The following is a 26624-nucleotide window of genomic DNA, read 5'->3' as shown; positions in this document are numbered from 1 at the left end:
GAACGTAAGGGGGCCCCCTCGAACTCCCCATTGGGGACTGGAGAAGTCGAGAGGGCCCATCGCTCGCCGGCAGCCGGGGGATCCGAAGTCCCGCTTCTGGGGGGTGGCGGGACTCCGTCGCTGGGGACGACGGGGGGGGGTGACCGCCGGGAGCTGAACCCCAGGGTACGCGCCGACTGTTGCCGCGGGACAGCCCGAGACGGCCCCGGGAGATGAGAATGTTCTCAGAAAGTTCGATGCGTCAGGTGCGTCAGCGAATCGTGAACGACGCCGGCTCGGCAGAGCCGATTCCACCGATGCTGACGGCGAGGTTGTACCAGCCGGGCAGCGCCTTCTGCCGGTCGCCATCGCACGTGTCGACCGAGGACCGGGTGCGATCCCAGACGATGGGGCTCGCGCTCGTGACCGTCTTGCCGGCGTCCAGCTGAACGACCTGATCGCTCGGCTCCGTCTGACAGTCGGTCGAGCGCCACCACGTGTCGGTGCCGCTCGTGATCTCGAACGTCTGCGCCGCCGTACCGACGTTGATGAGGCAGGGCTCTTCGGTGTCGTTGACGAGGGTGATCGAGAGCTTCGGCATCTCACCCGCGCCGTACGAGGTCTTGTCGACGTTCGCGGTCACCGTCACGTCGCCGGTCGTGCAGACGGGCACATCGCTCGGCTTCGCTTCGTCGGCATCTCCGGTGTCACCGGTGTCGCCGTCCGCTGACGTCGTCACGCGGGGGCTGGGCGTTCCCGAGGGCGTCGCAAGGTCGTCACCTGGACTCGGCGTCGGCGTCTGCGTCGAGGGCGCGGATGCCGGGGCTCCCCCGGTCGATGGGGAGGCGGCATCCGTCATCGCACGCCAGGGCTGCCAGATGACGAGCGCGACGATGCCGCCGACGATGAGGACCGCGAGCAGCAGCACCGCCAGTCGGCGACGGCGGTACACGGCCGGCGACGGCCGGCGGCGCGGGGAGTTGCTGCTCACGGGTCCAGGGTATGCGCGGGCTCCGAGCTCACCGGCCCGGCGCGCCTACAACTGCTTGAGCATGCGGGTGTTGCCCAGGGTGTTGGGCTTCACGTGCGCCAGGTCGAGGAACTCGGCGACGCCCTCGTCGGGGCTGCGGAGCAGCTGCGAGTAGACGTCGGGGGCGACGACCTGCTCGCCGATCTCGGCGAAGCCGCGGCGCGAGAAGAAGGGCACCTCGAAGGTGAGGCAGAACAGCCGGCTGAGTCCGAGGGTGCGGGCGTTCTCCTCCAGCAGGTCGACGACGGCTCCGCCGACACCGCGGTGCAGCCAGTCATCGGCGACGATGAGGGTGCGCACCTCACCGAGGTCCTCCCACATCACGTGCAGGGCACCGCATCCGACGAGTCGGTCTCCGGCTTCGGCGACGACGAACTCCTGCACGGTCTCGTACAGGGTGACGCGCTCCTTGCCGAGGAGGATGCGTCGCTGCACCCACGGCTCGAGAAGCTCCTGGATGCGGGGGACGTCCGAGGTCCGCGCGGGGCGCACGGTGTAGGTCGCGTCCGGTCCCGTCATGCGTTCCACTGTATTCGCCCCGCACCCGCCCCGACGCGCGGAGCCGGGGGTGCGGTGCCCCTACGCTGGACGCAGGGAGGGGACCCCGTGAGTGTGCTCCGTGACTACGCCGCGGCCGTGTCGCAACCGACGCTGCCGTTCGCGTCGACGACGTCGCGCTACGACGAGGTCGTCGACCCCGACGGCTCGTTGCGCCCCGCATGGCAGGGTCTCGCCTCGCTCGCCCTGGGATTGACGCGCGACGAGCTCGACCGCGTCGACGGCGAGATCTCGCGCTTCCTCGCCGACGACGGCGTCTCGTACGCCCGCGCCGGCGATGACCTGCAGCCGTGGCAGCTCGACCCGATGCCGTTCGTCCTCGATGCCGCCGGATGGGCACGCCTCGACGTCGGCCTCGCGCAGCGGGCCGAGCTCCTCGGCGCCCTCCTCGCAGACCTGTACGGACCGCAGGTCGTGATCCGCGAGCGGATCGTCCCCGCCGCGGTCGTGCTCGGCCACGCCGGGTTCCTGCGCGCGATGGCGCGAAGAGGCGACGAGAGCCAGGCGCCCGACCTGCTGCTCTCGGCCACCGACCTGGGTCGCGACGCCGCGGGCGAGTGGCACGTCCTCGCCGACCGCGTGCAGGCCCCGTCGGGTCTCGGCTACGCCGCCGAGAACCGTCGCGTCATCTCGCAGGTGCTGCCCGATCTCCTCGACGAGGGCGCCCTGCACCGCATGGACCCCTACTTCGCCGCTCTCCGCGCGGCGCTCATCGCAGCCGCCCCCGACGAGACGAGTACTCCGCGGATCGTCGTCCTCTCGCCCGGACCGTTGTCCGAGACGGCGTTCGACCAGGCGTTCATCGCGAACGCGCTCGGTTTCCCCCTCGTCCAGGGCAGCGACCTCGTCGTCCGGGACGGCGCCGTGTGGATGAAGCCCGCGGGGTGGCCGCAGCGTCGACCCCGGGAGCGCGTCGACGTCATCCTCCGTCGGGTGGATGCCGAGTGGTGCGACCCGCTGGAGCTCCGCTCCGGATCGCGACTCGGCATCGCGGGCCTCGCCGAGGCCGTCCGCCGCGGACGCGTACGGGTCGTGAACGGGCTCGGCGCGGGCGTCCTCGAGAACCCTGCGCTGCTCCCCTACCTTCCGGCGGTGTGCGAGCGGCTCCTCGGCGAGCAGCTGCGCCTCCCCTCCGTCCCCGCGTGGTGGCTGGGCGACGCCGTGGCGCGCGCCGAGGTGCTGCCGCGGCTCACCGCCGGCGACCCGACGCTCGCTGTCGGGCTGATCGACGATCCCCGCCGCCGCCTCGTCCCCGCCGATGCGACGCTCCTCGCGCGAGTCGACCGCGAGCCGCACCGCTTCGCCGCGGTCGAGCAGCTGCCCCTCTCGCAGGTTCCGGTGTGGGATGCCGGGGGCGCGGCATCCGCTCTTCCCGTCACCCTGCGGGGTTTCACGATCCGCTTCGGCTCGACCTACCGGCCGCTCGTCGGCGGCCTCGCGACGATCCGCACCGCATCCGACGCGGCGCCGCGCACGAAGGACGTGTGGGTGCTGAAGTCGGACGAGGCGGAACCCGACCAGGGGATCGCAGACGTGGCGTCCTCGCCGTCGACCCGGAGCGATCCGACGCTCGCGCCGCGCGCGCTGTCGGACCTCTACTGGACGGGGCGGTACGCCGAGCGCGCGGAGGATCTGCTGCGGCTCGTGATCGCGACGCAGGCGGCGCTCGACCAGCCCGGCGCGCACACCGCCGCGCGCGCGAGTGACAGCGTGCGAGTGCTGCTCGCGGCGCTGCACACACTCGCCGGCACGCGGGCGAGCGATCCCGAGGCGGAGTTCCGCTCGCTGCTGCTGGATTCCGCCCGTCCCGGCTCGGCGGCGCACTCGATCGCACGACTGCGCGACGCGATGGAGGGGGTCCGCGACCAGCTCTCCGGTGACACGTGGCGCGTGTTCTCGAACATCGAGCGCGCGGTGCGGGCGCTTCGCACCTCGGCGCATGCGCACCGAACGGCTGAGTCGGCCGGGCGCATGCTCGCGTCGATGCTGTCGCTGTACGGGGTGACGGCCAACATGATCCGCGACCCCGGCTTGCACATGATGGAGGCAGGGCGCTACCTGGAGCGCGGGCTCCAGCTGACGACACTCCTGTCATCCGCGCTGTCGGCCAGCCGCAACCCGCGCACCGACCGCGAGGTGCTCGAGTCGCTGCTGCTGTCGGCCGAGAGCGTGGTCACGCACCGTCGCCGCTACCGCGGGGCGATGCGCGCGGCTGACGTCGCCGAGCTGCTGCTGCTCGATCGCGGCAATCCGCGCTCGCTCGCATTCTCGTTGCAGACCCTCCGCGAGCATCTCGCGGCGATGCCCGCGTCGACGGGCTCCTCCCGGGCCGAGCGTCTGCTCGACCAGCTCGAGACCGAGCTCGCCGAGGTCGAGGTACTCGAGATGACAGCCGTCGTCGGCGGCCGCCGCGACCGGCTCGTCGAGGGTCTCGACGGGGTGCGCAGCCAGCTCGAGCAGCTGTCGGACGCCATCGGCGACCTGCACTTCGAGGCCGGGCCGCCCGCGGTGTCGATGACCGAGCTGTCGCTCGTCGAGCTGATGGGTGCACGCGCATGACCCGGTACCGCGTGTGGCATCGCACGGCGTACACCTACAGCGATGCCGTGCAGGACAGCGTCGGCCAGTTCCACCTGCGGCCGCGCGAGCTGCCGTGGCAGGCCGTCAGCGCATCCGAGGTGACGGTCGACCCGATTCCCGGCGACGTGTCACCGCGAACGGACTGGTTCGGCAATTCCTCGACCTACTTCCACGTCACCGACCCGCACGAGGCGCTGACGATCGAAGCCACGAGCGAGGTGACGGTCGCGGTGCCCGACTACGACGCCGAGGCGCTCGCGCAGCCGTGGGAGCTCGCGCGGCCGCTGCGGCATCCCGATCTGCCCGGTGCCGTCGAGGCCACGGAGTACGCACTCGAGTCGGCTCGGGTCGCGCACGACGAGGCGGCTGTCGCCTATGGTGCGGAGTCCCTGACACCGGGGCGCCCGATCGGCGAGGCCGCGACGGATCTGATGCAGCGGATCTTCCGCGACTTCGACTACGACAAGACGGCGACGACCGTGACGAGCACGGTGGGCGACGCGATGGCGAAGCGTGCGGGCGTCTGCCAGGACTTCGCTCATGTCGCGATCGCGTGCCTGCGCGGCCACGGCGTCGCCGCCCGCTACGTCTCGGGATACCTCGCGACGCAGCCGCCGCCCGGCAAGGAACGCGTGTTCGGTGCGGATGCCTCGCACGCGTGGCTCGCCGTCTGGCTGCCGGGCACCGACCAGTGGCTCGCGATCGACCCGACGAACAACCAGTGGGCGAACGACCGCTACGTCACGGTCGCGTGGGGTCGCGATTACGGCGACGTCTCGCCGGTAACGGGCATCATCTTCACCGAGGCGAAGACCTCGACCCTGCGCGTGCAGGTCGACGTCGCCCCGATCGACTAGGTCCCGGGCAGCGTTCGCGGATGCATTGGTTCAGCCCCGACGCGCCGTCGCCGGGCGAGCGGATGCCGCATGGCGCCCGGCATCCCTTGCATCCGCCACCGGGTGGGTCACGCGCTAGTGTGCAGCCATGGACACCGGACGCCGGCGGCTCGTGACATGGATCGTGGTCGTCGGGGCGGCCGCGGCGGTTCTGCTCGTCGCGCTCGTCGGCGCGACCGTGACCGCAACGGTCCTCGTCGACAGCGTTCCCGGAGCGGATGCGGGCATCGCGTCGTCGCCCGCATTGGACGCCGCTTACGCGACCATGGCCTGGACGTTCCCGGCCCTGCTCGCCGTCGTGCTCATCGGCGTCGCGATGCCCGCGATCGCGCGCCGCCGTTCGCGGATGCAATAGTTCGGCCCCGACACGCCGTCGACGGGCGTGTGGATGCCGCGTGTCGCCCGGCATCCCTTGCATCCGCTGACGCCGGCCCGATGCCCTCCGGGCCCTCAGCTCCGAGGTTCGCCCAGCGGCAGCACGCGCGAGCCGAAGTCGAGGATCGTGTACCGCCCGCACTCCACCCTGTCCGCAGCGACCGCACCGGCGGGCAGCACGAACGGGACGGAGGCGGCATCCTGCAGCAGGAAGGTCACCGGCCCCCGACCCTCCGCGCGATTGATGAGCCAGTCGTACGGGCGCAGGGTGTTGTCGACCTGGATCAGCTGCGACGGATCGGCGAGCGTCAGCTTCGGCGCGCGCACGGTCCAGAACTGGCCGGCGCCGGTCCGTCCGGACTGCTCCACCCACCGCGTCACGCAGGCGAGGTCGGCGTCGCCGCGTCCGGCTGCGGCAATCGCGAGAGGCACGGCGACGACCCCGCCGACGGCGAGCGCGCCCGCGACGACGGCGCTCACCGCGCGCGGCAGGGAGAGGACCGGCGGGCGGACGGCCAGCACGAGGATCGGCAGGAACGCCCACGGCTGCAGGTAGCGGTCGGCATCCGTTCCCGCGATGACGACGAGAGCCGTCGATGCGGCAGGGCCTGTCACCGCCACCGCACACACCGCGATGGTGACAGCGTCGTGTCGGCGCCACGCCCGCAGCCCCACGACGACGCACGCGGCGAGAAGTGCCAGGAGGGCCGCGGTCCAGAGCACTCCGTTCCACCTCGACACGGTCGCGCCGCTCACCTCGGCGAGGTGGCCGACCGCGGCACCGGCCCGATCGGGGCGCAGGTAGTTCCCCCCGGCCGCGACGATGTTCGCCGCGAACGGCGCCCGCACGAGGTAGCCGGCCGCCGCCGAACCCGCGACCGCCAGCACCGTCACGAACGCGAGACGCGGCGCGATGCGGCGACCGAGGAGCAGGATGCCGAAGACTCCGACGACCGGCAGGACGCACCACACGACGAACAGCGGGTTCGTGAGCGTCGACACAGCGGCGACGATGACGACTCCCGGGATCCCGCGCACCGCCGGCGCACCGTCGAGCATCCGCCGCAACAGACCGACGATCACCAGCGTGCCGACCACCGTCGCCGAGTAGTAGGTCGTCGTCGCTGTCAGCAGCGCGAGGTGGAACCCCGGCATCCCACTCGGTCCTTCGAGCAGGGTCAACGCGACGAATGCGGCGAACGCGAGGACGCTCCCGCGCACGGGACGCGCGCCGGGTCTGAAGCGCCCCGCGACCAGGCGGAGGCCGCCGTAGACGGCGAGCAGGTTGACGACGGCGTTGAGCGTGAGGGTGCCGGTCGTGCCGAGTCCGAGGAATGACAGCACCGTGTAGACCGCGGTCTCGGGGAGGAACAGCACCGGCGACAGTGCCCAGTCCTGCGGATCGCCGCGCCGCAACGAGTCCGCCATGAGCGCGACGACGACCGAGTCTCCGTCGCGGTACAGCAGCCACGAGCTCGTCGAGGCGACGACGGCCACGGCGATGAGCGCGAGCGCGAGCGCCGCACCCCATCCGGCCGCCTCGGCCGCAGGTCGACGCATCACCACGGCCACCGCATCACCACAGGCCGCTGCATCACCACAGGCCGCTGCATCACCACGGGCCGCTTCATCACCGCTCAGCACACCAGATTCCCCGAGGCGGCACCAGTCGGATGCGCGGCCGCCGGTTGCGCACCCCCGCACGCGGATGCGAGGAATCCGATGCGACACGCCGGTGACGGCACCGCGGATCCCGCGTGTCGCCCGGCATCCCTTGCATCCGACGACGCCGCACACCCACCCGCCGGCCGGCGCCCGCGATCTCAGCCCAAGAAGCCCCGCAGCAGGGCCTCGGACCCTGCGAGATGATCGAGCACGGCGGCCTCGGCGGCATCCGGCTTGCCCGCCAGGATCGCGGCGACGATCCGCTCGTGCTGCGCGTCGGAATGCTCGATGTTGCGCGGCAGCAGCGGGAACGTGTCGAGCCAGGCGTTGATCCGAGCCCGGTTCTCGACGACCAGCGGCAGCAGTGACGGGATGCCGCTGGCCTCCGCGATCGCCAGGTGCAGCAGCGAGTCGAGCCGACGGTACTCCCCCTCGTCGGCGCCGACGGTCGCTCGGTGGCGTTCCTCGAGCGCGGAGCGGGCGGCATCCGTCAACTCGTGAGACGCCGCGGCGCGCGCTGCCCCCGCCTCGAGCACGCGGCGCAGGCCCAGGATGTCGTCGAGTTCGGTCGCATCCACGGGGCCGGTCGGCACGGGCAGCGGATCGGCCACGAATGTGCCGCCGTACCGACCGCGGCGACGCTCGACGTACCCGGCGTCGGCGAGCTCGCCGATCGCCTGCCGCACGGTGTCGCGGCTGACGCCGTACCGCTCGGCGAGGTCGCGCTCCGAGGGGAGCGACTCCCCCGGCGCGACGACGCCGAGCCGGACGGTCTGCACGAGCCGCGCGACGGTGTCCTCGAGCGCGTTGCCGCCGCGCACCGGCCGGTAGACGGTGCGGCCGAGGCCCGGCGACGACGCGGCGCGGGTCACAGCGGCGTCACGTAGGCGTTGGTGATGCCGCCGTCGACGACGAAGGCGTTCGCGGTGATGAACGAGGCATCGTCCGAGGCGAGGAACGCGACGGCAGCGGCCAGCTCCTCGGGCTCGGCGAAGCGTCCCATCGGAACGTGCACGAGGCGGCGCTGCGCGCGCTCGGCGTCCTTCGCGAACAGCTCGCGCAGCAGCGGGGTGTTCACCGGCCCCGGGCAGAGGGCATTGACGCGGATGCCCTGCCGGGCGAACTGCACGCCGAGCTCGCGGGTCATCGCGAGCACGCCGCCCTTCGAGGCGGTGTAGGAGATCTGCGAGGTGGCCGAGCCCAGCAGCGCGACGAACGATGCGGTGTTGATGATCGACCCCCTGCCGGTCGGCACCATGTGGCGGAGCGCCGCGCGGGAGCAGAGGTACACGCTCTTGAGGTTGACGTCCTGCACCTTGTCCCACGCGGGCAGCTCGGTCGTCTCGATCGAGTCGTCGTCGGCGGGCGAGATGCCGGCGTTGTTGAACGCGATGTCGACCGAGCCGAGGTCGGCGGCGACGCCGTCGAAGAGCGCGTCGACGGATGCCTGGTCTGCGACGTTCACCTGGCGGAAGACGCCGCCCACCTCGTCGGCGGCCTTCTGGCCGGTCACGGGGTCCAGGTCGGCGATGACGACGCGGGCGCCCTCGGCGGCGAACCGGCGGGCGGTCGCGAGACCGATGCCGCTGGCACCGCCGGTGATGATGGCGACGCGGTCGCGCAGGCGCTGGGTGAGGTCCATTCGGGGGGGTCCTTCCGGGTCAGGAGGTGGCGTAGAAGACGTTCTTGGTCTGGGTGAAGTGCTCGGCCGCATCGGGTCCGAGTTCGCGACCGAGGCCCGAGGCCTTCATGCCGCCGAAGGGGGTCGTGTAGCGGACCGACGAGTGCGAGTTGACCGAGAGCACGCCGCTCTGCACGCCGCGGGAGACGCGGATGCCGCGGCCCAGGTCGCGCGTCCAGATCGAGCCCGCGAGGCCATAGACGGTGTCGTTCGCGAGCGCGATCGCGTCGGCCTCGTCGTCGAACGGCAGCGCCGCGACGACGGGTCCGAAGACCTCCTCGGTCGCGATGCGGTCGCCGCGTCCGGCGAGGACGACGGTCGGCGCGAACCAGAACCCGTCGCCGTCGGGCGCGGAGCCGCGGAACGCGACGTCAGCGCCGTCGACGTAGCCCGCGACCCGGTCGCGCTGGCCGGCGGAGATGAGCGGTCCCATCTCGGTGCTCTCGTCGTTCGGGTCGCCGACGCGCCACGCGGCGACGGCGGGCTCGACGAGCTCGAGGAACCGGTCGAACACCGAGCGCTCGACGAGCAGGCGGCTGCGAGCGCAGCAGTCCTGCCCGGCGTTGTCGAAGACCGAGCCGGGGACGGCGGCGGCGGCCGCCTCGAGGTCGGCGTCGGCGAAGACGATGTTGGCGCTCTTGCCGCCGAGTTCGAGCGTCACGGGCTTGAGCTCGCGCGCGCAGCCAGCGGCGACCTCGGTCCCGACGCGCGTCGATCCGGTGAAGACGACCTTGCGCACGTCCGGATGCGTCACGAATCGCTCGCCGACGACGGGGCCAGCGCCCGGGATGACGGTGAAGACGCCGTCCGGCAGCCCCGCCTCGAGCGCGAGGTCGCCGAGGCGCATCGCGGTCAGCGGGGTCATCTCGGCGGGCTTCAGCACGACGACGTTGCCGGCGGCGAGCGCAGGTGCGAACCCCCACGCCGCGATCGTCATCGGGAAGTTCCACGGCACGATGATGCCCACCACGCCGTACGGCTCGTGGTAGGTCACGTCGAGTCCACCGGCGACGGGGATCTGGCTGCCGATCAGGCGTTCCGGCGCCCCCGCGTAGTAGTTCAGGACCTGCGCGACGTGCGACGCCTCCCACCGCGCAGACGAGATCGGATGCCCCGCCTCGAGCACCTCGAGCTGGGCGAGCTCCTCGACGTGCTCCTCGACGACGCGCGCGAAGTTCCGGAGCGCATCGGCGCGGGCGACGGGGGCGAGCTCGGCCCAGGCGCGCTGCGCCCGGACGGCGCGGGCGATCGCGGCATCCGTCTCCGCCACGGAGGCGAGGTCGATCTCGCGCACCGCGGCGCCGGTGGCGGGGTTCAGGACGGTGAAGACGCTCATGCGGCGACCCCCCGGTGCGAGGCGGCGTACGCGTCGGCGGCGGCGACCAGGCCGAGGAAGAGGCGCCGGTCGGCGGAGTTCTCCTCGGGGTGCCATTGCACCGCGACGAGGTAGTCGTCGCCCGGCGTCTCGAACGCCTGCACGAGGCCGTCGTCGGTGCGCGCGGTCACGACGAGCCCCTCGCCGAGGCGGTCGATGCCCTGGTGGTGGTAGCTGTGGACGCCGTACGGACCGGCGCCGATCAAGCCCGCGAGCGTCGTCTCGGCATCCACCTCGACGGTGTTCTCGGCGAACACGCCCCCGCCGATCTTGTAGCGCTCGGTGCCGAGGGCCTCGGGCAGGTGCTGGTGCAGCGTGCCGCCGTAGGCGACGTTGATCAGCTGCAGCCCGCGGCAGATGCCGAAGACCGGGATGCCGCGTTCGCGGGCTCCGGCGAGCAGGGCGAGCTCCCACTCGTCGCGGTCCGCGCGAGCCGGGTCGGTGAGCGGATGCCGCTCCGCACCGTACAGCTCGGGTTGCACGTCGAGCCCTCCCGTGAGAATCAGCCCGTCGAGCCCGTCGAGGACGACGTCGGCCGCCGCCTGCGCCGACGGCTGGGGCGGCAGGAGGACCGCGACGCCGCCCGACGCGGTCACGGCGTCGAAGTACTGCTGCGGCAAGAAGCTCGCGCGCACGTCCCACACCCCCTGCACCGCACGCTCCAAGTAGGTGGTGAGTCCGATGACGGGGCGGCGGCCGCCCGCGGAATCAGAGACGTTCGAAGCCACGGATGCGCTCCCAGTCGGTCACGGCCGCGTCGTAGGCGAGAACCTCGACGCGCGCCTGGTGCAGGTAATGGGCGACGACCTCGTCGCCGAAGGCGGCGCGGGCGATCTCGGACCTCTCGAAGAGGTCGGCCGCCTCCCGCAGCGTCGTCGGCAGGTGGTCGACGTCGGAATCGTAGGCGTTGCCGGTGAGCGGCGCGGGCAGCTCGAGCTCGTTCTCGATGCCGTGCAGGCCGCCCGCGATGATCGCCGAGATGGCGAGGTACGGGTTCACGTCGCCGCCGGGCACGCGGTTCTCGACGCGGAGCGACGAGCCCGTGCCGACGACACGCAGCGCGCACGTGCGATTGTCGACGCCCCACGCGATGCCGGTGGGAGCGAACGAGCCCTTCGCGAAGCGCTTGTACGAGTTGATCGTCGGCGCGTAGAGGAGCGTGAACTCCTTGAGCGTGGCGAGGATGCCGGCGATCCAGTGCTCCATCAGCGGGCTGAACCCGTGCTCGCCGTCGCCCGCCATGACGGCTTCGCCGTCCTCACCCCGGACCGACAGGTGGATGTGGCAGCTGTTGCCCTCGCGCTGGTCGAACTTCGCCATGAAGGTCAGCGACTTGCCGTGCGCGTCGGCGATCTCCTTCGCGCCGTTCTTGTAGATCGTGTGCTGGTCGGCGGTTTCGAGCACCTCGGCGAACCGGAACGCGATCTCCTGCTGGCCGTCGTGGCACTCGCCTTTGACGCCCTCGCAGTAGAGACCGGCGCCCTCCATGCCGCGGCGGATGTCGCGCAGCAGCGGCTCGAGGCGGGTCGTGGCGAGCAGGTTGTAGTCGACGTTGTAGTCGGTGGATGCCTGCAGGCCGACGTAACGCTTGGCCCAGGCATCCCGGAACGAATCGTCGAAGACGATGAACTCGAGCTCCGTGCCCGAGTAGGCGACGAGGCCCCGGTCGGCGAGGCGCTGACGCTGGACGTTCAGGATGCCGCGCGGCGACTGGATCACGGCGCCGCCGCGTACGTACTCGAGGTCGGCCATGACGAGCGCGGTCGCCGGCTGCCACGGGATGCGGCGGAGGGTCGCCATGTCGGGGCGGAGGACGAGGTCGCCGTAGCCCTTGTCCCAGCCCGACATCTCGTAGCCGTCGATCGTGTTGACGTCGACGTCGACCGACAGCAGGTAGTCGCAGACCTCGGCGCCATGCCCGGCGACCTCGTCGAGCCAGAACCGACCGGCGACGCGCTTGCCGACGAGGCGCCCCTGCGCGTCGGGGAAGGCGACGATCACCGTGTCGATCTCGTTGGCCGCGATCGCATCGGCGAGGTCGTCCACCGTCAGGTTTCCGGGCATCCGTGGTCCTTCCGTCGTTGCACTGTGCGGGATCGCCGTGGGTCTGTAACGAGAACGCTACATCCCAAAGGTAGACACGGCATACCAATAGACGCCACACTCTTCCGCAAGGCGTGAGCCAGCGCGTCCGACCCGAACGGCGCGCTGAGCGCCGACCCGCAGCCAGGAGGTCTCATGACGAATCCGAGCACCACCCCCACCACGACCGGCGGCGTCCGCTACGCCCGAGCCGAGGACGGCTACTTCGAGAAACGCACGCTGAAGCGGTCCGCCGGCGTCTGGGGGCTCTGGGGCCTCGCCGTCGCCGCCGTCATCTCGGGCGACTTCTCGGGCTGGAACTTCGGCATCGGGTTCGCCGGCTTCGGCGGCATGCTGATCGCCTTCGCCGTGCTGGTGCTCATGTACTACGGCCTCACCTTCTCGATCGGCGAGATGGCGGCGGCCATGCCGCACACGGGCGGCGCCTACTCGTTCTCTCGCTCGGCGATGGGGCCCTGGGGAGGGCTCGCGACGGGTCTCGCTGAGACGATCGAGTACGTCGCCACCACCGCGGTGGTCGTGTACTTCTCGGGCCAGTACGCCGACAAGGCGCTGTCGCTGCTCACCGGAGCGAGCCTGCCGCCGTGGCTGTGGTGGGTCATCCTGTACGCGCTGTTCATCGGCCTCAACGCGGCAGGCGCTGCGGTGTCGTTCGGCTTCGCGATCGTCGTCTCGATCATCTCGATCGGCATCATCGTCGTCTTCGGCGTGATGGCCCTCGCCTCGGGCGCGTTCCACTGGAACGCACTGTGGAACATCGCGCCGGACCCGGCCGCGTTCGGCGCATCGGAGTTCCTGCCGCACGGGATCGGCGCCGTGCTGCTCGCGCTGCCGTTCGCGATGTGGTTCTTCCTCGGCATCGAGGAGCTCCCGCTGGCGGCCGAGGAATCGCACAACCCCGCCCGCGACATCCCCCGCGCCGGCCTTTGGGCCCGCGGAACGCTGATCGTGACGGGACTCATCGTCCTCTTCCTCAACACCGGCGTGCTGGGCGCCGAGGCCACCGCGCCGTCGACGGAACCGCTGCTGGAAGGATTCCAGGCGTTCCTGCCCGACCAGGCCGCCGCCATCCTGTCGCTGCTGGCGCTCATCGGCCTCTTCGCCTCGCTCATGGGCATCATGTTCGCGTACGGGCGCAACATGTACTCGCTCTCCCGCGCGGGCTACTACCCGCGCTGGCTGTCGCTCACAGGCAAGCGTCAGACCCCGTGGGTCGCGCTGACGTTCGGCGCCGTGCTCGGATTCATCGCGCTCGTCATCCTGCAGGCCGCCGGCGGCGACACGAGCCCGGCCGGAGCGATCGTCCTGAACATCGCGGTGTGGGGCGCGGTGCTCGCGTACTTCCTGCAGATGGTGTCGTTCATCATCCTGCGCCGGAAGTTCCCGAACGCCGAGCGGCCCTACAAGAGCCCGTGGGGACTGTTCGGCGCCTACTCGGCCGGCATCATCGCCGCGATCGTGTTCGTCGGACTGCTGTTCAACCCGTCGTATCTGCTGGCGATCGTGGCGATCATCATCGTCTACGTCGTGATCTTCATCGGGTTCGCCGTGTACGGCCGCAAGCGCCTCATCCTCTCGCCCGAGGAGGAGTATGCCCTCTCCGGCGGCCTGCACGGCGACCCGCAGCGAGAGGGTTATGACGCGATGGAGAAGGACGTCTTCGGCGGCCACCGCTCCTGACGGACCCGGACGGGCCGGGCGCTGCTGAGGGCGCGCCCGGTCCGTTCGCACGTGCGGCCGCCGCTGTCCACGAAGAGGCCCTGCTCTCGGCTCGAATCTCTGCCGGCTGGAGAAAACCTGCCGTTCGGACACCCGTGCCGTTACGGTGTGGGGATGAGCCACGCCGGAGCGGGGATGCCCCTGCGCGACTATCGCGTCCATCGATACGTGAACGCATTCTGCCCGACCTGCCACGAGGAGGACCCGGACCGCCCGCTCAGCGAGGTGCGGCGATTGTCGGGATGGCTCGCCGACCGTGAGGGGACCGTCTGGCTCGAACGCGGATGCCCCGACCACGGCCTCGTCCGCACCCTGTACGACGAATCGGCGGAGATCCTCTCCTACCTCGAGCAGTGGACCGCGCCGACGAAGGTGCACGGGCCCGACACGATGGGCAACTTCAAGCCGGTTCCGTCGGCCTACGAAGACGGCCTGCCGCAGATGCAGACCCAGCACACCTGCATCCTGCTCGAGGACCTGCTCGACCACTGCAACCTGAAATGCCCGACGTGCTTCGCGGAGTCGAGCCCCGCCGCATCCGCGATCGCGCCGCTCGCCGAGGTGCTCGCGTCGGTCGATGCGCGTCTCGCCAGGGAGAACAACCGCATCGACGTGCTCATGCTGTCGGGGGGCGAGCCCACCCTCTATCCGTGGCTCGAGCAGCTGCTCGAGCACCTCGTCGCGCGCCCCGTCGTCCGCATCCTCCTGAACTCCAACGGCCTCCGCATCGCACAGGACGACGCCTTCGTCGAGGTGCTGAAGAAGCACCGCGAGCGGGTCGAGGTGTACCTGCAGTTCGACGGCGTGACGGCCGAGGCATCCGCTTTCCACCGGGGCGCCGACATCCGCCGGTTCAAGGAACGCGCGATCGGGCGGCTGTCGGATGCCGGGGTCTTCACGACCTTGACGATGACGGCGACCCTCGGCGTCAACGACGGCGAGATCGGCGCGGTCATCCGGAAGGCGATGGAGACGCCGTTCGTCGGCGGCGTCACCGTCCAGCCGGTCTTCGGGTCGGGCCGCTCGTCGGGCATCGACCCGAACGACAGACTCACCCACACCGGGGTGCTGAACCGGCTCGGCCCGCAGACCGATGGTGAGGTCACCTGGCGCGACCTCACCGCACTGCCGTGCAGCCACCCGCACTGCTGCTCGGTCGGCTATCTCCTGAAGGACGACGCGGGCGACTGGAAGTCTCTCGTCGGGCTCATCGGCCACGAGCGGCTGAAGGACTTCCTGGATCTGCAGCCCGACATGATCGCCAATCGCATCGCGGACAGCAACGTCAACAAGGCGATCCGCGAGGTCGTGAAGGGGTCGCTCCTCGATCTGCTCAGCGAGCAGTCGTCGCTGTCGCACCCGTCGATGAGCTCGATCTGGCGCGACATCTGCCAGAACTGCGACCTCGGCATCGGGACGCTGGCGACGCTCGCCGCCTCGAAGCTTCCCGGCCAGCACGCTCGGCTTCGCAAAATGATGGGCGAGCGGGTCCTCCGGATCACCGTGAAGCCGTTCATGGACATCAACACGATGATCGAGGAACGTCTCACGCAGTGCTGCGTGCACGTCGCGACGGTCAACGAGTCGACCGACGCGCACCAGTGCGCACCGTTCTGCGCGGTTCAGGCGTGGGCACCCCTCGGCCGCACCCGGCTGTCGACCGCGACGGGCGGTCGGCGGCAGATCCCGGTGAGCGTCTCGTGAGTACCGCCGGATTCGGGCACCTCAACCAGCGTGACGAGAGCGTCGCCGATCCGGTCGCGCCGTTCGACCCCCTCCGGCTGTGCGTCTTCGCGACGATCGCCGCGATCGCGGCCGTGACGGGGCCTCTCGCGGTCGCCGTCTTCGCCGGTGTCGCGATCGCGGGGTACGCGCGCGCGCGGCGCGCGGGGCTGCTCCGCTCGCGTTGCAAGCTCGGCGACACCCGGCTCGTCCTGGCCTACCTGTGCGTGCTCGAGGTGATCGCCCTTGCGGCGATCCCCCTGTGGGTCATGCTCTGGATGCGGCTGCTGGGCTGACCGTGTTCCCACTGCTGAGCGACCTCGCCCCCTGGCTGCCGCCGATCGACACCCACGCCGTGTTCGTGGGCCTCGGGCTGCTCGCTGCGGGGGTCGTCTTCCTCATCGAGAAGCGCCGACGCGGCGTCAGCGACCCGCGGATCGCCTATCTCGTGCTCGGCGCACTCGTCGGCGCGGCCGTGCTCTCGCGGCTCGGGACATGGGCGCAGCACCTCGACCCGTCGAAGAACCTGTCGCTCATCGATCAGCTGGCCTACGGCAACGCGTCGATGTTGTCGGCGCTCGTCGGCGCCTGGCTCGGGGTGCACGTCGCCAAGCGGATCGCGCGCTACCCGGACCGGTCCGGCGACCTCTTCGCGCCTGCCGTCGCGCTGGCCATGGCGATCGGACGGATCGGATGCCTCCTCACCGAGCAACCCGGAACCCCGACCGGCGCCGGGTGGGGCATCGTCCTCGACCCGGCCGCGGCCGCGCGCGTCGGGGCGCCCGCGGGCGTGCCGCTGCACCCGAGCTTCGTGTACGAGATCGTCTTCCACGCCGCGGCCTTCGCCGTGCTGTGGTTCTGGTTGCGGCACCGGCCCATCGCGCCGGGCGAGACCCTGACGCTGTACATCGCGGCGTACGCCGTGTTCCGCTTCGCCGTCGAGTTCGTCCGCGGCAACGAGGTCGCCTGGCTCGGCCTCACCCGGCCGCAGCTCTTCCTCGCCGTGACGATCCCCCTGCTGTTCGCCCGCCTCGCCTGGATGGCCGCGCGCGGGCGCCTCCGCCTCAGTGAGACCCCACCGATCGGAAGGATGGCCGCCGATGTCCCCCGAACCTGACCGTCCCGAGGACGCCGACCCGACGCCTCCCCCGCGCGAGGGCGCGCCAGCCGTGCCCCCGGGCCCGCCGGTCGGCGGGCAAGAAGGTCCGCCGCACCCGACACCGCCGCCGCCCGGTGCGCCCGGGATCTCGCCGGAACCACCGGGCTACGCACAGCCTCCGAGGCCGCGACCCCGGAGCTTCGGCGCCGGCGTGGGGATCGGAGCCGGCATCGGGTGCGGCGCCTACGTCCTCGGGGGTCTGCTCGCGATCGGGCTGATCTCCGTCGGCCTGATCGGCTTTCTCGCCCCGTTCGTGATCATCGCCGTCGTCGGCATCGCGCTCATGTTCTCCGCTCGCACCCGCGGCATCGGCACCGGCATACTGATCGTCACCGCCGCCGCGTGGATCCTCGTCCTCGGCCCCTGCGTCGCGCTCCTGTCGCCCGGCGGCTTCGCCTGACCCTGCCCCGCTCGCGGATGCTGGACTTCGGGCGCGACACGCCGACGATCGCATCACGGATGCCGCGTGTCGTCGGGATTCCGTTGCATCCGCCACCGGCGACACCGGGTTGAATGGACGAATGCCCTGGACCACCCGCCCCTCGACGCCCGACGACGCGACGTGGATCGCCGAGCTCCGAGCCGTGGTCTTGCGCCCCGACCTCGAGCGCCTCGGCCGGTATGACGAGGTCCGCATCCGACAGCGCTTCCTCGACGCATTCGATCCCGCGCTCACCCGGGTGATCGTCGTCGACGGAGCGGATGCCGGTTCGGTCGTCGTGCGCCCGGCGCACGACGGCACCTGGCTCGAGCACTTCTACCTCGACGAGGGAGTGCAGGGCCACGGCGTGGGCACGCAGATCCTGCAGTCGGTTCTCGCTGAGCGGCACCCCGGCCCGTGGCGCCTCAACGTCCTGCAGGGCAGTCCCGCCCGCCGCCTGTACGAGCGGCACGGCTTCACGCTCGACAGCGAGGACGAGGTCGACGTCTTCCTCGTACGCGGGGACTGAACGACGAAGGGGTCGGACACCTCTCGGCATCCGACCCCTGTCACTCCGGTCGTTACGACCCGGCGATGATGTCCGGGCTCGCGGTGATCTCGCCCGCGGCTCCCACGCCGACCGCTTCGCGGGCTTCCTGGCGCGTGGTCTCGAAGACGAATGCGTTGTTCTCGACGTCGACCGCGACGTGGTCGCCGGCGTTCAGCTCGCCCCGGAGGATCCGCTCGGAGAGCTGGTCCTCGACCTCGCGCTGCATGGCGCGGCGCAGGGGCCGGGCACCGAGGGTCGGGTCGAACCCGATCTCGATGAGGCGGTCCTTGGCGGCATCCGTCAGCGCGACCGTCATGTCACGGTCGAGCAGACGCTCGCTGAGGCGCTTCGTGAAGAGCGTCACGATCTGACGCAGCTCCTCCTTGTTGAGCTGCGGGAAGACGATGACGTCGTCGACGCGGTTGAGGAACTCCGGCTTGAAGTGACGCTTCAGCTCCTCGTCGACCTTGCCCTTCATCCGCTCGTAGGTGGTCTGCGAGTTGCCCTCGACCTGGAAGCCGACCGGTCCACCGGCGATCGCCGACGAACCGAGGTTCGTCGTCATGATGATCACGGTGTTCTTGAAGTCGACCACGCGGCCCTGACCGTCGGTCAGGCGACCCTCTTCGAGGATCTGCAGCAGCGAGTTGAAGATGTCGGGGTGGGCCTTCTCGATCTCGTCGAACAGGACCACGGAGAACGGCTTGCGGCGCACCTTCTCGGTGAGCTGACCGCCCTCTTCGAAGCCGACGAATCCGGGAGGGGCACCGAACAGTCGCGAGACCGTGTGCTTCTCGCCGAACTCCGACATGTCGAGGGAGATCAGCGCGCCCTCGTCGTCGAAGAGGAACTCGGCGAGCGCCTTGGCGAGCTCGGTCTTTCCGACACCCGTGGGGCCGGCGAAGATGAACGAGCCCGACGGGCGGTTCGGATCCTTGAGCCCGGCACGCTGGCGACGGATCGTGCGGGAAAGGGCCGCGATGGCCTCCTCCTGACCGATGACGCGCTGGTGCAGGGCCTTCTCCATGAAGACGAGACGGCTGGTCTCCTCCTCCGTGAGCTTGAACACCGGGATGCCGGTGGCCTGAGCCAGGACCTCGGCGATCAGGCCCTCGTCGACGACCGCGTGCGACGCGACGTCACCCGAGCGCCACTGCTTCTCGAGGCGCAGACGCTCGGCCAGGAGCGACTTCTCCTCGTCGCGCAGGGCGGCGGCCTTCTCGAAGTCCTGCTCCTCGCTGGCTGCTTCCTTGTCCTCGCGGACCTTGGCGATTTTGTCGTCGAACTCGCGCAGCTCCGGCGGGCTCGAAAGGATCGACAGGCGCAGGCGGGCGCCGGCCTCGTCGATCAGGTCGATGGCCTTGTCGGGCAGGAAGCGGTCCGAGACGTACCGGTCGGAGAGGTTCGCCGCGGCGACGATGGCACCGTCGGTGATCTGCACCTTGTGGTGCGCCTCGTAGCGGTCGCGCAGGCCCTTCAGGATGTTGATCGCGTGGGGCAGGCTCGGCTCGGCCACCTGGATCGGCTGGAAGCGGCGTTCCAGCGCGGCATCCTTCTCGAAGTGCTTGCGGTACTCGTCGAGCGTCGTCGCACCGATCGTCTGCAGCTCACCGCGGGCGAGCAGCGGCTTCAGGATGCTGGCGGCGTCGATGGCACCCTCGGCGGCACCCGCACCCACGAGGGTGTGGATCTCGTCGATGAAGACGATGATGTCGCCGCGCGTGCGGATCTCCTTGGTGACCTTCTTCAGTCGCTCCTCGAAGTCGCCGCGGTAGCGGGAACCGGCGATGAGCGATCCGAGGTCGAGCGAGTAGACCTGCTTGTCCTTCAGCGTCTCGGGCACCTCGCCCTTGACGATCGCCTGCGCGAGGCCTTCGACGACGGCGGTCTTGCCGACGCCGGGCTCACCGATGAGGACGGGGTTGTTCTTCGAGCGGCGCGACAGGATCTGCATCACGCGCTCGATCTCCTTCTCGCGCCCGATGACGGGGTCGAGCTTGTTGTCGCGCGCGGCCTGCGTCAGGTTGCGGCCGAACTGGTCGAGGACGGCCGAACCGCCCTGCGCCGTGGCCTGGGCCTGCTCGCCGGCACCGGCGGAGACGCCGGCGGGCTCCTTGCCCTGGTAACCGCTGAGCAGCTGGATGACCTGCTGGCGGACCTTGTTCAGGTCGGCGCCCAGCTTGACGAGCACCTGAGCGGCGACGCCCTCGCCCTCGCGGATGAGCCCGAGCAGGATGTGCTCGGTGCCGATGTAGTTGTGGCCCAGCTGCAGCGCTTCGCGCAGTGACAGCTCGAGCACCTTCTTGGCACGCGGCGTGAACGGGATGTGACCCGTCGGCTGCTGCTGCCCCTGCCCGATGATGTCCTGGACCTGCTCGCGCACTGCGTCGAGCGAGATGCCCAGGCTCTCGAGGGCCTTGGCGGCGACGCCTTCGCCCTCGTGGATCAGGCCGAGGAGGATGTGCTCCGTGCCGATGTAGTTGTGGTTCAGCATCTTCGCCTCTTCTTGGGCGAGCACCACCACACGACGTGCACGGTCTGTGAATCTCTCGAACATCGTCTCCACCTCCACTCGACGCACTGGCGGCGTCTTACGTAGAGGCTAACGACGGCGGGATGCCGGTATGCCCGTGTTCGCCGTGGGCATACGGGATGCCGGGGCTTGCGGCCGCGGTCCCCGTGGGCATAACGTTTGTCGATAACAACGAAAGTCGTTATGGGGGCGGGAATGGTTTCAGGGACGGATCTGCCGACCGTGCTGCTGTGGAGTGGTGTCGGACTCGCGATCATCGGGGCGCTGATCGCGTTGATGGTGTGGGACGCGCGGCGGCGGAAGTCGCCGTCGGTCCTCCTCGACGTGATTGCAATGATGGCCCGCGTGTGGGTCGCGATCGTGCTGCTCGGGGTCGGGCTCTTGATCGTCCGCGGTTTCACCACCGCGCCGTACGACATCGCCGCAATGCCGATCTCACTGGTATGGCCGACGGACCTACCGTGTCAGACGAGCCGCGACGACTCCGCCGGTGCCGTCGAGTTGTACTGCACGTCGGCGGACACCGCCAGGGCCACGATCACCGGACTCAGCGGTGGGCTGCGCGCCCTCCTCGTCGCGGGGGATGCCATATCGCTGCTCGTGGCCGGCATTCCGGGCCTCGTGGTCGCAGTACTGAGCCAGCGCGCAATAACGGGACCCGCTTTCGCGACCAGAACGTCCCGGTGGCTGCTCGGCAGCGCGATAGTGGTGCTCATTGCGGGGACGCTCGGCCCGCTCCTGACGGACATCGGAGCCGCCCTCGTCGCGCAGGAGGTGCTCCCGGCCGCGGGAGCGGACGCGGCGGTGACCGCGGGCCGGACTTTCGCCATCGCCCCGCCTGCGTGGCCGCTGGGCGTGGCGCTGGGACTCGCGGCCTTGAGTGTGATCTTCCGACAGGGCGCACGACTGCAGCGCGAGACAGAAGGGTTGGTGTGACGTGGCACGGTGGATGTTGATCGTCGGGGCGGTTCTCGTCGTCGTCCTGATCGTGGGGACGATCGTGGTGTTCGCCCTGGCGACCGCGAGGAAGCCGCGATCGGGGCAGGACGCCACGAGCCTCGTGCGAGTTACTCGCGTCGTCGCCGTCGTCTGGACGGGCGTCGCCGCCATCGGAGCGGTCATCGCCCTGTTGACCTCGTTGCTGGCGCCGGGCGTCGCCATCACGATGCCAATCCGCGAGTTCTGGCCGCAGCTGCCCGACACCGTGACCCTCGATGTGGATACGGCTCGACGGGTGTCGGGAGGCTTTACCGAGGTGACTCTGACGCTCGAGGGACTCGACCCGACCGCTCGCGTGCTCTGGGCGCTGAGCCAAGCGCTCGCGTGGGGCATTCCCGGCTTCGTCGCCGTGTTCGTCGCCATCGCCTGCTCTCGACTGCTCGTCGGCGCCGCCTTCGCCCCCGTCGTCGCGAAGATGGCGGTCACCACGGGCGCGGTCATCATGCTCGGCGGCATCGCCGCTCAGGTGACGGGCGACATCGCGGGAACCATCGCTTCCATGCAGTTCTTCGGAGCGCGAAGCGGCTCGTGGTCGGGGGACTTCCCGGGCATCGACAACGCCTTCGACGCGTGGTTCCCTTTTCCCACCGTGCTTGTCACGTTGCCCTTCTGGCCGATCGCGGTCGGCCTCGCGTTCGCCGCCCTGGGGGCGATCCTCCGCTACGGCTCTCGCCTGCAGAACGACGTGAAGGGGCTTGTGTGATGGCGGCGCCATCCCGGACCGCCGGCGCACTCGACCTCATCGTCTACGGCGTCGCCGCCTCCCTCACGGCACTGGCCGTCGCGGTCTATCGGATCACCGAGATCGTGAGCCCGGCGGGCCCCGCTGTGACGGTCGGGGCCGACGCGGCATCCGCGGCGCTCAGGCTCTCACCGGGCGCGGCGGTGGACGCGGTCGTCGTCCGCGCACCCGACCTCGGCGCGGGCGGTCGGGCCTGGATGATCGCCGCGGTCCTGATCGCCGCCGTCGCCGCGATCATCGTGGCCGCAGCGCTCATGCGCGTCGCCTTCGCCGTACGCCGCGGTCGTGTGTTCACGGGCGGCGCGACACGTGCGCTCACGGTGATCGCCGCGACCCTGACGATCGCGGCGTTCGCCTGGCCGATCGTCGACGGGATGGGGCGACAGCACGCCGTGCAATCACTCGGCATCCGATTCGAGACGCTGTCGATGCTCGATCTGCTGCCCCTGCTGCCCGTCATTCTCGTCGCCGTCGCCGCGGCGGTGCTGGCCGGTGCCTTCGCGCAGGGCGAGCGTCTGCAGCGCGACACCGAGGGGCTCGTGTGAGTCCCGCCGAGGAGGACGAGCTCACCGGCATCCACTGTCGCCTGGACGAACTGCTCGCGGAGCGGAACATGACGCTGACCCGCCTGTCTGAGATCGTCGGCGTCTCGGTCGTGAATCTGTCGATCCTCAAGAACGACCGCGCCCGTGCGATCCGATACTCGACGCTGTCCGCGATCTGCCGCGCGCTCGACTGCGAAGTCGGCGAGCTGCTGGTGCGCGCGGACTGAGCCGCGGCGTTCCAGGGACCCAACCCGCCGCCCGGACCGCGCACGCGCGACACATCGGGTCCCTGGAACCCGGCCGCCCCCCTCAGCGGATCGGCACCGTCTCGTCCGAGCCGGTCACGCCGAAGCTCAGCGTCGCGTCACGGTCCACGACGGCATCGGGATCGAGCTGGACCACCGTCAGCTGCGGCGCCACGTCTGCCGTGCAGGCGCGATCGGCATCCAGCTTCGCGAAACTGACGATGACGGATGCCGGTGACTCCTCCCTCGTGTCCGCGACGATCGGCGGGCACGTCGACGACCCCCAGGTGCGGAGCGCGATCGTGCGGTCGCCGACCCACGCCGCCTCAGGGGTGAACTCCTCGACCTGCCCGCCCGCGTGCGCGGCGAGGTCGACGTCGGCACGCGACGGGCCGAGGGACACTCGCAGCGAGAGCCCGTCCGCGGGGTCGACACCTTGCGGCACCGGCACCTCGAGCCCGCGGGCGACCAGATCGTCCGTGCACGGCCCCGGCTCGGGTCCGCGGAGCGAGACGATGAACGTCGAACCGTCGAGGCGCGTCTCGTCCACCGCCGGCACGCACGACGAGCTGCCCCACGTCACAAGCGCGATCGTCCGCCCGCCGTCGAGCCAGCCCGCACCCACGGCCCACGCCGGAGCCGTCTCGCCCGCTACGGTACCGGGATCCGCATCGCCCGCCCCAGGCGTCGCACAGGCGGCCAATGCCAGGGCGACGAGGGCGGTGCCGGCGAGCGCGGACAGTAAGCGGGTGCGCATCGGGGTCTCCTCCACAGCGGCGGACACCCGGGGAGTGTCACCGCCCGCCGGATCGTCTCACTGCAGCGCCGACGTGAGGCGCGCCAGGTTGTCGAGGACGACGGAGCGGATGGGGCGCTGCTCCCACTCCTCGATCGTCAGCTCGCGCGACATGCCGCGGTACTGATCCTCGACGGTGCGCAACTGGTCGACGAACTCGGACCCTCGGACGAGCATCGTCACTTCGAGGTTGAGGCCGAAGGAGCGCATGTCCATGTTGCTCGATCCGACGACGGCGACCTCGTCGTCGATCGACATGGACTTGGAGTGCAGGATGTAGGGCCGCTTGTACATCCAGATCTTCACGCCGGTGGCCAGCAGCTGCTCGTAGTAGCTCCGCTGCGCGTGGTAGACCATCGCCTGGTCGCCCTCTTCCGAGACGAACAGCTCGACCTCTACGCCCCGGTGGCAGGCGGTCTGGATCGCGAGGAGCAGTCCCTCATCGGGCACGAAATACGGGCTGACCATGACGATCTTCTTCTTCGCGCCGAAGATGAGGCTGAGGAAGAGTTTGAGGTTGTTCTCGTATTCGAACCCGGGACCGCTCGGGACGATCTGGCAGTCGAGGTCGCCGGTCCCGGCATCCGTCGAGAAGTCGGACTCCACCGCGAACACCTCGCCGGTCTCGCCATACCAATCGGACACGAAGACTGCGGAGAGGGATGCCACGACCGGGCCGTCGACGCGCACCATGAGATCCACCCACTGCAGTCCGCGCCGCAGGTTCGTCTTCAGGTTGTAGCTGCGGTCGGTCACATTCTGCGACCCGACGAAGCCCACGACGCCGTCGATCACGAGGAGCTTGCGGTGGTTGCGCAGATCGGGCCGCTGGTACTTGCCCTTCAACGGCTGCACCGGAAGCATCAGATGCCACTGCGCGCCCATGCGCTCAAGGCGTGAGATCGTCGCGTGGTAGTTCGGCTTCCACCGGTTGGCCCAGTGGTCGAGGAGTACGCGGACCGTCACCCCGCGCGCCGTCGCGCGCTCGAGTGCCTCGAAGAACCCGTCGGTCGCCCCGTCGGACTGCAGGATGTAGAACTCGACGTGCACGTACCGGGTGGCGCGATCGATCTCGGACGCCATCGTGTCGAGGCTGCCCTGATAGTCCGAGATGATCTGGGCGCCGTTGTCGCCGGCCATCGGAAGGGCGCCGAGCTTGCGGTTGAGTCCGACGAGCTGCTCGAACCACTCCGGCGCATCGGGGCGGAGGGTGCCGAAGTCGAGCCCCTCACTCGCCTCGCGGAACGCGTCGTTGATCGACTGCTGCTCCTTGCGGCGTTTGCGCGGAAGGCGCGGGTTCCCGATGAGGAGGAACAGCAGGATGCCGATGATCGGGATGAAGTAGATCGCCAACAGCCACGCCATCGCCGCTGTCGGGCGACGGTTCCGCGGGATGATGAACACCGCCATGATGCGCACCGAGATGTCGAACGCCAGGACGAGGACGATCCACCACGTCCACGTCCAGTCGACGCTGATGCTGATCACGCGGCCCCCAGAGAGTGTGGGGTCAGCCTATCCTTTGGCGGGTCGACCGGCGGTTTCGTCGCGCGGGGGCAGACCTCGCTTGCGGCGTTCCTCCGCCTCGACGCGCGCATAGAGCTTGCGTTCGGTGCGGTCCATGCGCAGGATGCTGCGGATCACGAAGGCGAAGAGGCCCGCGACGACGATCGTGGGGATCAACCCCCAGATGACCGCGGTCCAGATCTCACCCATGCGTCCATCGTAATCCGCTCGCGATACCCCGAAGCCTTCTCCACCGAGGCGCCCGCGTCGATGCCTCTCCGCAGACCCTCACGCTCACGCCTGTGCGGGCAACGACGCCGCGAGGGTGAGGCGATGTCCACCATCATCACCGTCGCGGATTCCGCGCACTTCCTCGCCCTCGTCCCCCGCCTGCTCGGCTTCACACCCACCGAGAGTCTCGTCGTGGTCCCCATGGCCCGCGGCCGCAGCCTCGGCGCTCTGCGGGTCGACCTGCCGCCCGCCGACACCCCGCTCGACGCGGTCGCGTCCACCGTCATCGGCATGCTCTGCCGGGTGTCGGATGCCGATGGCTTCGCCGGCGTGGTCTTCACCGCGGCATCCGCTCTCGACGGCCTGCCGGGAGCGGACCTCGCCGTCGCGCTCGAACAGTCGGCGGACGCGTGCGGGCTCGAGGTCGTCGACATCCTGACGGTGGCGGGCACCGGATGGGGGTCGCACTACGACGAGCGGATGCCGCCGGGCGGGCGACCGCTCGCCGAACTCGAGCGGCATCTCCCGCCGCTGGAGGGCGACCAGCTCGAGGGGGCGTCCCTGCCCGCCGCCGAGCCGGCTGCGACGGCGAGCGTCGAGGTCGCGCTGCGATCGCTCGAATCCGCTCTCGCCGTCCTGTGCGGCATCCCGGCCGTCGACGAAGCCGCCGAGCGCATCGATCCGGCGGCGCTCGAGGCGGGATGCGCGCTCGACGACCTTCCAGGGCTGTACGAAGGATGCCTCGCCTGGAACCCGGTGGACCTCGATCCGATGCGCACGGCGGTCCTGGCGTGGTGCCTCGCCCGCCCGTCACTCCGGGACGTCGCGCTCGTGCAGTGGGCGACCGACCGAGCCGGCGGCGACACGGCGCTCGACGCGCAGCGCCGCTGGGAGGACGGCGAGGACTACCCCGCCGACCTGGCTTCGGTGATGTGGGGAGAAGGGCGACGCCCCGATCCGAGGCGACTCGAGGCCGCGCTCGTCCTCGCGCGCCGCGTCGCGTCGACGACGTCCGATGCGCATCGCGCGGGGAGTCTCGCCACCGCGGCATGGCTCGCCTGGTCACTCGGCCGGTCCACGCACGCCGACCGTTATGCGGCAGATGCCCTGCGGGTCGAACCGGAGCACGGCCTGGCCGAGATCGTCCGGTCGTTCGTCGCGCACGCGCACCTGCCCGATTGGGCGTTCCGGCGCTGACCGGGCCGCGGCGCCCA

26 protein-coding genes are annotated in these 26624 nt (G+C 70.4%); 14 read left to right on the top strand and 12 right to left on the bottom strand.

Annotation, left to right across the window (positions count from 1 at the left end; translation table 11 throughout):
- Positions 1-250: 250 nt before the first annotated feature.
- Positions 251-970, bottom strand: coding sequence for a hypothetical protein (locus ACIQLK_RS04040; RefSeq protein ID WP_400363015.1), 720 nt, complete (start codon positions 968-970; stop codon positions 251-253).
- A 45-nt stretch (positions 971-1015) separates the two neighbouring features.
- Complete coding sequence (locus tag ACIQLK_RS04035) at positions 1016-1528, bottom strand: amino-acid N-acetyltransferase (RefSeq protein ID WP_400363014.1); 513 nt, start codon at positions 1526-1528, stop codon at positions 1016-1018.
- Between the two features lie 87 nt (positions 1529-1615).
- Between ACIQLK_RS04035 and ACIQLK_RS04030 the strand changes: the two genes are divergently transcribed.
- From ACIQLK_RS04030 to ACIQLK_RS04020, 3 genes are all read left to right on the top strand, one after another.
- A complete protein-coding gene (locus ACIQLK_RS04030; RefSeq protein ID WP_400363013.1) occupies positions 1616-4126 on the top strand; it encodes a circularly permuted type 2 ATP-grasp protein in 2511 nt (836 codons plus the stop codon).
- Positions 4123-5004 carry a transglutaminase N-terminal domain-containing protein gene (locus ACIQLK_RS04025; RefSeq protein ID WP_400363012.1) on the top strand — a complete coding sequence of 294 codons (882 nt, stop codon included), beginning with the start codon at positions 4123-4125 and terminating at the stop codon, positions 5002-5004. Before ACIQLK_RS04030 ends, ACIQLK_RS04025 begins: the two co-directional genes overlap by 4 nt.
- Positions 5005-5131: 127 nt before the next feature.
- The gene (locus ACIQLK_RS04020) at positions 5132-5398 is read left to right on the top strand and encodes a hypothetical protein (protein ID WP_400363011.1); all 267 of its coding nucleotides are present in this window, start codon (positions 5132-5134) and stop codon (positions 5396-5398) included.
- Between the two features lie 95 nt (positions 5399-5493).
- Here ACIQLK_RS04020 and ACIQLK_RS04015 read toward each other — a convergent pair whose 3' ends face one another.
- From ACIQLK_RS04015 to ACIQLK_RS03990, 6 genes are all read right to left on the bottom strand, one after another.
- Positions 5494-6978, bottom strand: a complete 1485-nt coding sequence (locus ACIQLK_RS04015) for a hypothetical protein (protein WP_400363858.1) — start codon at positions 6976-6978, stop codon at positions 5494-5496.
- A 263-nt stretch (positions 6979-7241) separates the two neighbouring features.
- A complete protein-coding gene (locus ACIQLK_RS04010; RefSeq protein ID WP_400363010.1) occupies positions 7242-7955 on the bottom strand; it encodes a FadR/GntR family transcriptional regulator in 714 nt (237 codons plus the stop codon).
- Positions 7952-8725 carry a 3-oxoacyl-ACP reductase gene (locus tag ACIQLK_RS04005; protein ID WP_400363009.1) on the bottom strand — a complete coding sequence of 258 codons (774 nt, stop codon included), beginning with the start codon at positions 8723-8725 and terminating at the stop codon, positions 7952-7954. Before ACIQLK_RS04005 ends, ACIQLK_RS04010 begins: the two co-directional genes overlap by 4 nt.
- Positions 8726-8744: 19 nt before the next feature.
- Entirely contained in the window at positions 8745-10100 is a 1356-nt protein-coding gene (locus ACIQLK_RS04000) for an aldehyde dehydrogenase family protein (RefSeq protein ID WP_400363008.1), read from the bottom strand.
- A complete protein-coding gene (locus ACIQLK_RS03995) occupies positions 10097-10867 on the bottom strand; it encodes a gamma-glutamyl-gamma-aminobutyrate hydrolase family protein (protein WP_400363007.1) in 771 nt (256 codons plus the stop codon). Before ACIQLK_RS03995 ends, ACIQLK_RS04000 begins: the two co-directional genes overlap by 4 nt.
- Positions 10848-12203: a glutamine synthetase family protein gene (locus tag ACIQLK_RS03990; RefSeq protein WP_400363006.1), complete on the bottom strand. Its 1356-nt coding sequence runs from the start codon at positions 12201-12203 to the stop codon at positions 10848-10850. The genes ACIQLK_RS03995 and ACIQLK_RS03990 overlap by 20 nt, the downstream gene beginning before the upstream one ends.
- Positions 12204-12377: 174 nt before the next feature.
- Between ACIQLK_RS03990 and ACIQLK_RS03985 the strand changes: the two genes are divergently transcribed.
- The 6 genes from ACIQLK_RS03985 (at position 12378) to ACIQLK_RS03960 (ending at position 17792) form a co-directional block, all read left to right on the top strand.
- Complete coding sequence (locus ACIQLK_RS03985; RefSeq protein ID WP_400363005.1) at positions 12378-13922, top strand: amino acid permease; 1545 nt, start codon at positions 12378-12380, stop codon at positions 13920-13922.
- 153 nt (positions 13923-14075) lie between these two features.
- The gene (locus tag ACIQLK_RS03980; protein WP_400363004.1) at positions 14076-15665 is read left to right on the top strand and encodes a radical SAM protein; all 1590 of its coding nucleotides are present in this window, start codon (positions 14076-14078) and stop codon (positions 15663-15665) included.
- Positions 15662-15979 (top strand): hypothetical protein, encoded by a 318-nt coding sequence (locus tag ACIQLK_RS03975; RefSeq protein ID WP_400363003.1) that lies wholly within the window; start codon positions 15662-15664, stop codon positions 15977-15979. Before ACIQLK_RS03980 ends, ACIQLK_RS03975 begins: the two co-directional genes overlap by 4 nt.
- A complete protein-coding gene (locus ACIQLK_RS03970) occupies positions 15946-16800 on the top strand; it encodes a prolipoprotein diacylglyceryl transferase (RefSeq protein WP_400363002.1) in 855 nt (284 codons plus the stop codon). Before ACIQLK_RS03975 ends, ACIQLK_RS03970 begins: the two co-directional genes overlap by 34 nt.
- 193 nt (positions 16801-16993) lie before the next feature.
- Complete coding sequence (locus ACIQLK_RS03965) at positions 16994-17242, top strand: hypothetical protein (protein ID WP_400363001.1); 249 nt, start codon at positions 16994-16996, stop codon at positions 17240-17242.
- A gap of 121 nt (positions 17243-17363) precedes the next feature.
- Positions 17364-17792, top strand: coding sequence for a GNAT family N-acetyltransferase (locus ACIQLK_RS03960; protein ID WP_400363000.1), 429 nt, complete (start codon positions 17364-17366; stop codon positions 17790-17792).
- A gap of 52 nt (positions 17793-17844) precedes the next feature.
- Here ACIQLK_RS03960 and ACIQLK_RS03955 read toward each other — a convergent pair whose 3' ends face one another.
- The gene (locus tag ACIQLK_RS03955) at positions 17845-20370 is read right to left on the bottom strand and encodes an ATP-dependent Clp protease ATP-binding subunit (protein WP_400362999.1); all 2526 of its coding nucleotides are present in this window, start codon (positions 20368-20370) and stop codon (positions 17845-17847) included.
- Between the two features lie 171 nt (positions 20371-20541).
- Here ACIQLK_RS03955 and ACIQLK_RS03950 point away from each other — a divergent pair, with 171 nt between their 5' ends.
- Genes ACIQLK_RS03950 through ACIQLK_RS03935 form a run of 4 tightly spaced genes read left to right on the top strand, consistent with a single transcriptional unit; the run spans position 20542 to position 22859 of the window.
- Positions 20542-21282 (top strand): hypothetical protein, encoded by a 741-nt coding sequence (locus tag ACIQLK_RS03950; protein WP_400362998.1) that lies wholly within the window; start codon positions 20542-20544, stop codon positions 21280-21282.
- Position 21283: 1 nt separating this feature from the next.
- Complete coding sequence (locus ACIQLK_RS03945) at positions 21284-22048, top strand: hypothetical protein (RefSeq protein WP_400362997.1); 765 nt, start codon at positions 21284-21286, stop codon at positions 22046-22048.
- On the top strand, positions 22048-22632 hold the full coding sequence (locus ACIQLK_RS03940; protein WP_400362996.1) for a hypothetical protein: 585 nt from the start codon (positions 22048-22050) through the stop codon (positions 22630-22632). The genes ACIQLK_RS03945 and ACIQLK_RS03940 overlap by 1 nt, the downstream gene beginning before the upstream one ends.
- Positions 22629-22859: a helix-turn-helix domain-containing protein gene (locus ACIQLK_RS03935; RefSeq protein ID WP_251577901.1), complete on the top strand. Its 231-nt coding sequence runs from the start codon at positions 22629-22631 to the stop codon at positions 22857-22859. Before ACIQLK_RS03940 ends, ACIQLK_RS03935 begins: the two co-directional genes overlap by 4 nt.
- An 82-nt stretch (positions 22860-22941) precedes the next feature.
- On the opposite strand, the gene ACIQLK_RS03930 is transcribed toward ACIQLK_RS03935, so the two are convergent.
- Genes ACIQLK_RS03930 through ACIQLK_RS03920 form a run of 3 tightly spaced genes read right to left on the bottom strand, consistent with a single transcriptional unit; the run spans position 22942 to position 25389 of the window.
- On the bottom strand, positions 22942-23634 hold the full coding sequence (locus ACIQLK_RS03930) for a hypothetical protein (RefSeq protein WP_400362995.1): 693 nt from the start codon (positions 23632-23634) through the stop codon (positions 22942-22944).
- 57 nt (positions 23635-23691) lie between these two features.
- Positions 23692-25161 carry a cardiolipin synthase gene (gene cls / locus ACIQLK_RS03925; protein WP_400362994.1) on the bottom strand — a complete coding sequence of 490 codons (1470 nt, stop codon included), beginning with the start codon at positions 25159-25161 and terminating at the stop codon, positions 23692-23694.
- Positions 25162-25188: 27 nt separating this feature from the next.
- Complete coding sequence (locus ACIQLK_RS03920) at positions 25189-25389, bottom strand: hypothetical protein (RefSeq protein ID WP_065571727.1); 201 nt, start codon at positions 25387-25389, stop codon at positions 25189-25191.
- A gap of 123 nt (positions 25390-25512) precedes the next feature.
- Here ACIQLK_RS03920 and ACIQLK_RS03915 point away from each other — a divergent pair, with 123 nt between their 5' ends.
- Positions 25513-26607, top strand: a complete 1095-nt coding sequence (locus tag ACIQLK_RS03915; RefSeq protein WP_400362993.1) for a DUF4192 family protein — start codon at positions 25513-25515, stop codon at positions 26605-26607.
- The last annotated feature ends 17 nt before the right edge of the window (positions 26608-26624 follow it).

Source organism: Microbacterium sp. NPDC091382, assembly GCF_044757025.1.
GTDB lineage: Bacteria > Actinomycetota > Actinomycetes > Actinomycetales > Microbacteriaceae > Microbacterium.
Note: the sequence above shows the minus strand (reverse complement) of the source record. Positions and strands in the feature narration are given on the sequence as shown.

Bases quoted from the DNA above. Each gene is read 5' to 3' on its own strand.
- ACIQLK_RS04035 (WP_400363014.1), bottom strand. From the start codon at position 1,528: ATGACGGGACCGGACGCGACCTACACCGTGCGCCCCGCGCGGACCTCG.
- ACIQLK_RS04025 (WP_400363012.1), top strand. From the start codon at position 4,123: ATGACCCGGTACCGCGTGTGGCATCGCACGGCGTACACCTACAGCGAT.
- ACIQLK_RS04020 (WP_400363011.1), top strand. From the start codon at position 5,132: ATGGACACCGGACGCCGGCGGCTCGTGACATGGATCGTGGTCGTCGGG.
- ACIQLK_RS04015 (WP_400363858.1), bottom strand. From the start codon at position 6,978: ATGCGTCGACCTGCGGCCGAGGCGGCCGGATGGGGTGCGGCGCTCGCG.
- ACIQLK_RS04005 (WP_400363009.1), bottom strand. From the start codon at position 8,725: ATGGACCTCACCCAGCGCCTGCGCGACCGCGTCGCCATCATCACCGGC.
- ACIQLK_RS04000 (WP_400363008.1), bottom strand. From the start codon at position 10,100: ATGAGCGTCTTCACCGTCCTGAACCCCGCCACCGGCGCCGCGGTGCGC.
- ACIQLK_RS03990 (WP_400363006.1), bottom strand. From the start codon at position 12,203: ATGCCCGGAAACCTGACGGTGGACGACCTCGCCGATGCGATCGCGGCC.
- ACIQLK_RS03985 (WP_400363005.1), top strand. From the start codon at position 12,378: ATGACGAATCCGAGCACCACCCCCACCACGACCGGCGGCGTCCGCTAC.
- ACIQLK_RS03980 (WP_400363004.1), top strand. From the start codon at position 14,076: ATGAGCCACGCCGGAGCGGGGATGCCCCTGCGCGACTATCGCGTCCAT.
- ACIQLK_RS03960 (WP_400363000.1), top strand. From the start codon at position 17,364: ATGCCCTGGACCACCCGCCCCTCGACGCCCGACGACGCGACGTGGATC.
- ACIQLK_RS03955 (WP_400362999.1), bottom strand. From the start codon at position 20,370: ATGTTCGAGAGATTCACAGACCGTGCACGTCGTGTGGTGGTGCTCGCC.
- ACIQLK_RS03950 (WP_400362998.1), top strand. From the start codon at position 20,542: ATGGTTTCAGGGACGGATCTGCCGACCGTGCTGCTGTGGAGTGGTGTC.
- ACIQLK_RS03940 (WP_400362996.1), top strand. From the start codon at position 22,048: ATGGCGGCGCCATCCCGGACCGCCGGCGCACTCGACCTCATCGTCTAC.
- ACIQLK_RS03930 (WP_400362995.1), bottom strand. From the start codon at position 23,634: ATGCGCACCCGCTTACTGTCCGCGCTCGCCGGCACCGCCCTCGTCGCC.
- ACIQLK_RS03920 (WP_065571727.1), bottom strand. From the start codon at position 25,389: ATGGGTGAGATCTGGACCGCGGTCATCTGGGGGTTGATCCCCACGATC.
- ACIQLK_RS03915 (WP_400362993.1), top strand. From the start codon at position 25,513: ATGTCCACCATCATCACCGTCGCGGATTCCGCGCACTTCCTCGCCCTC.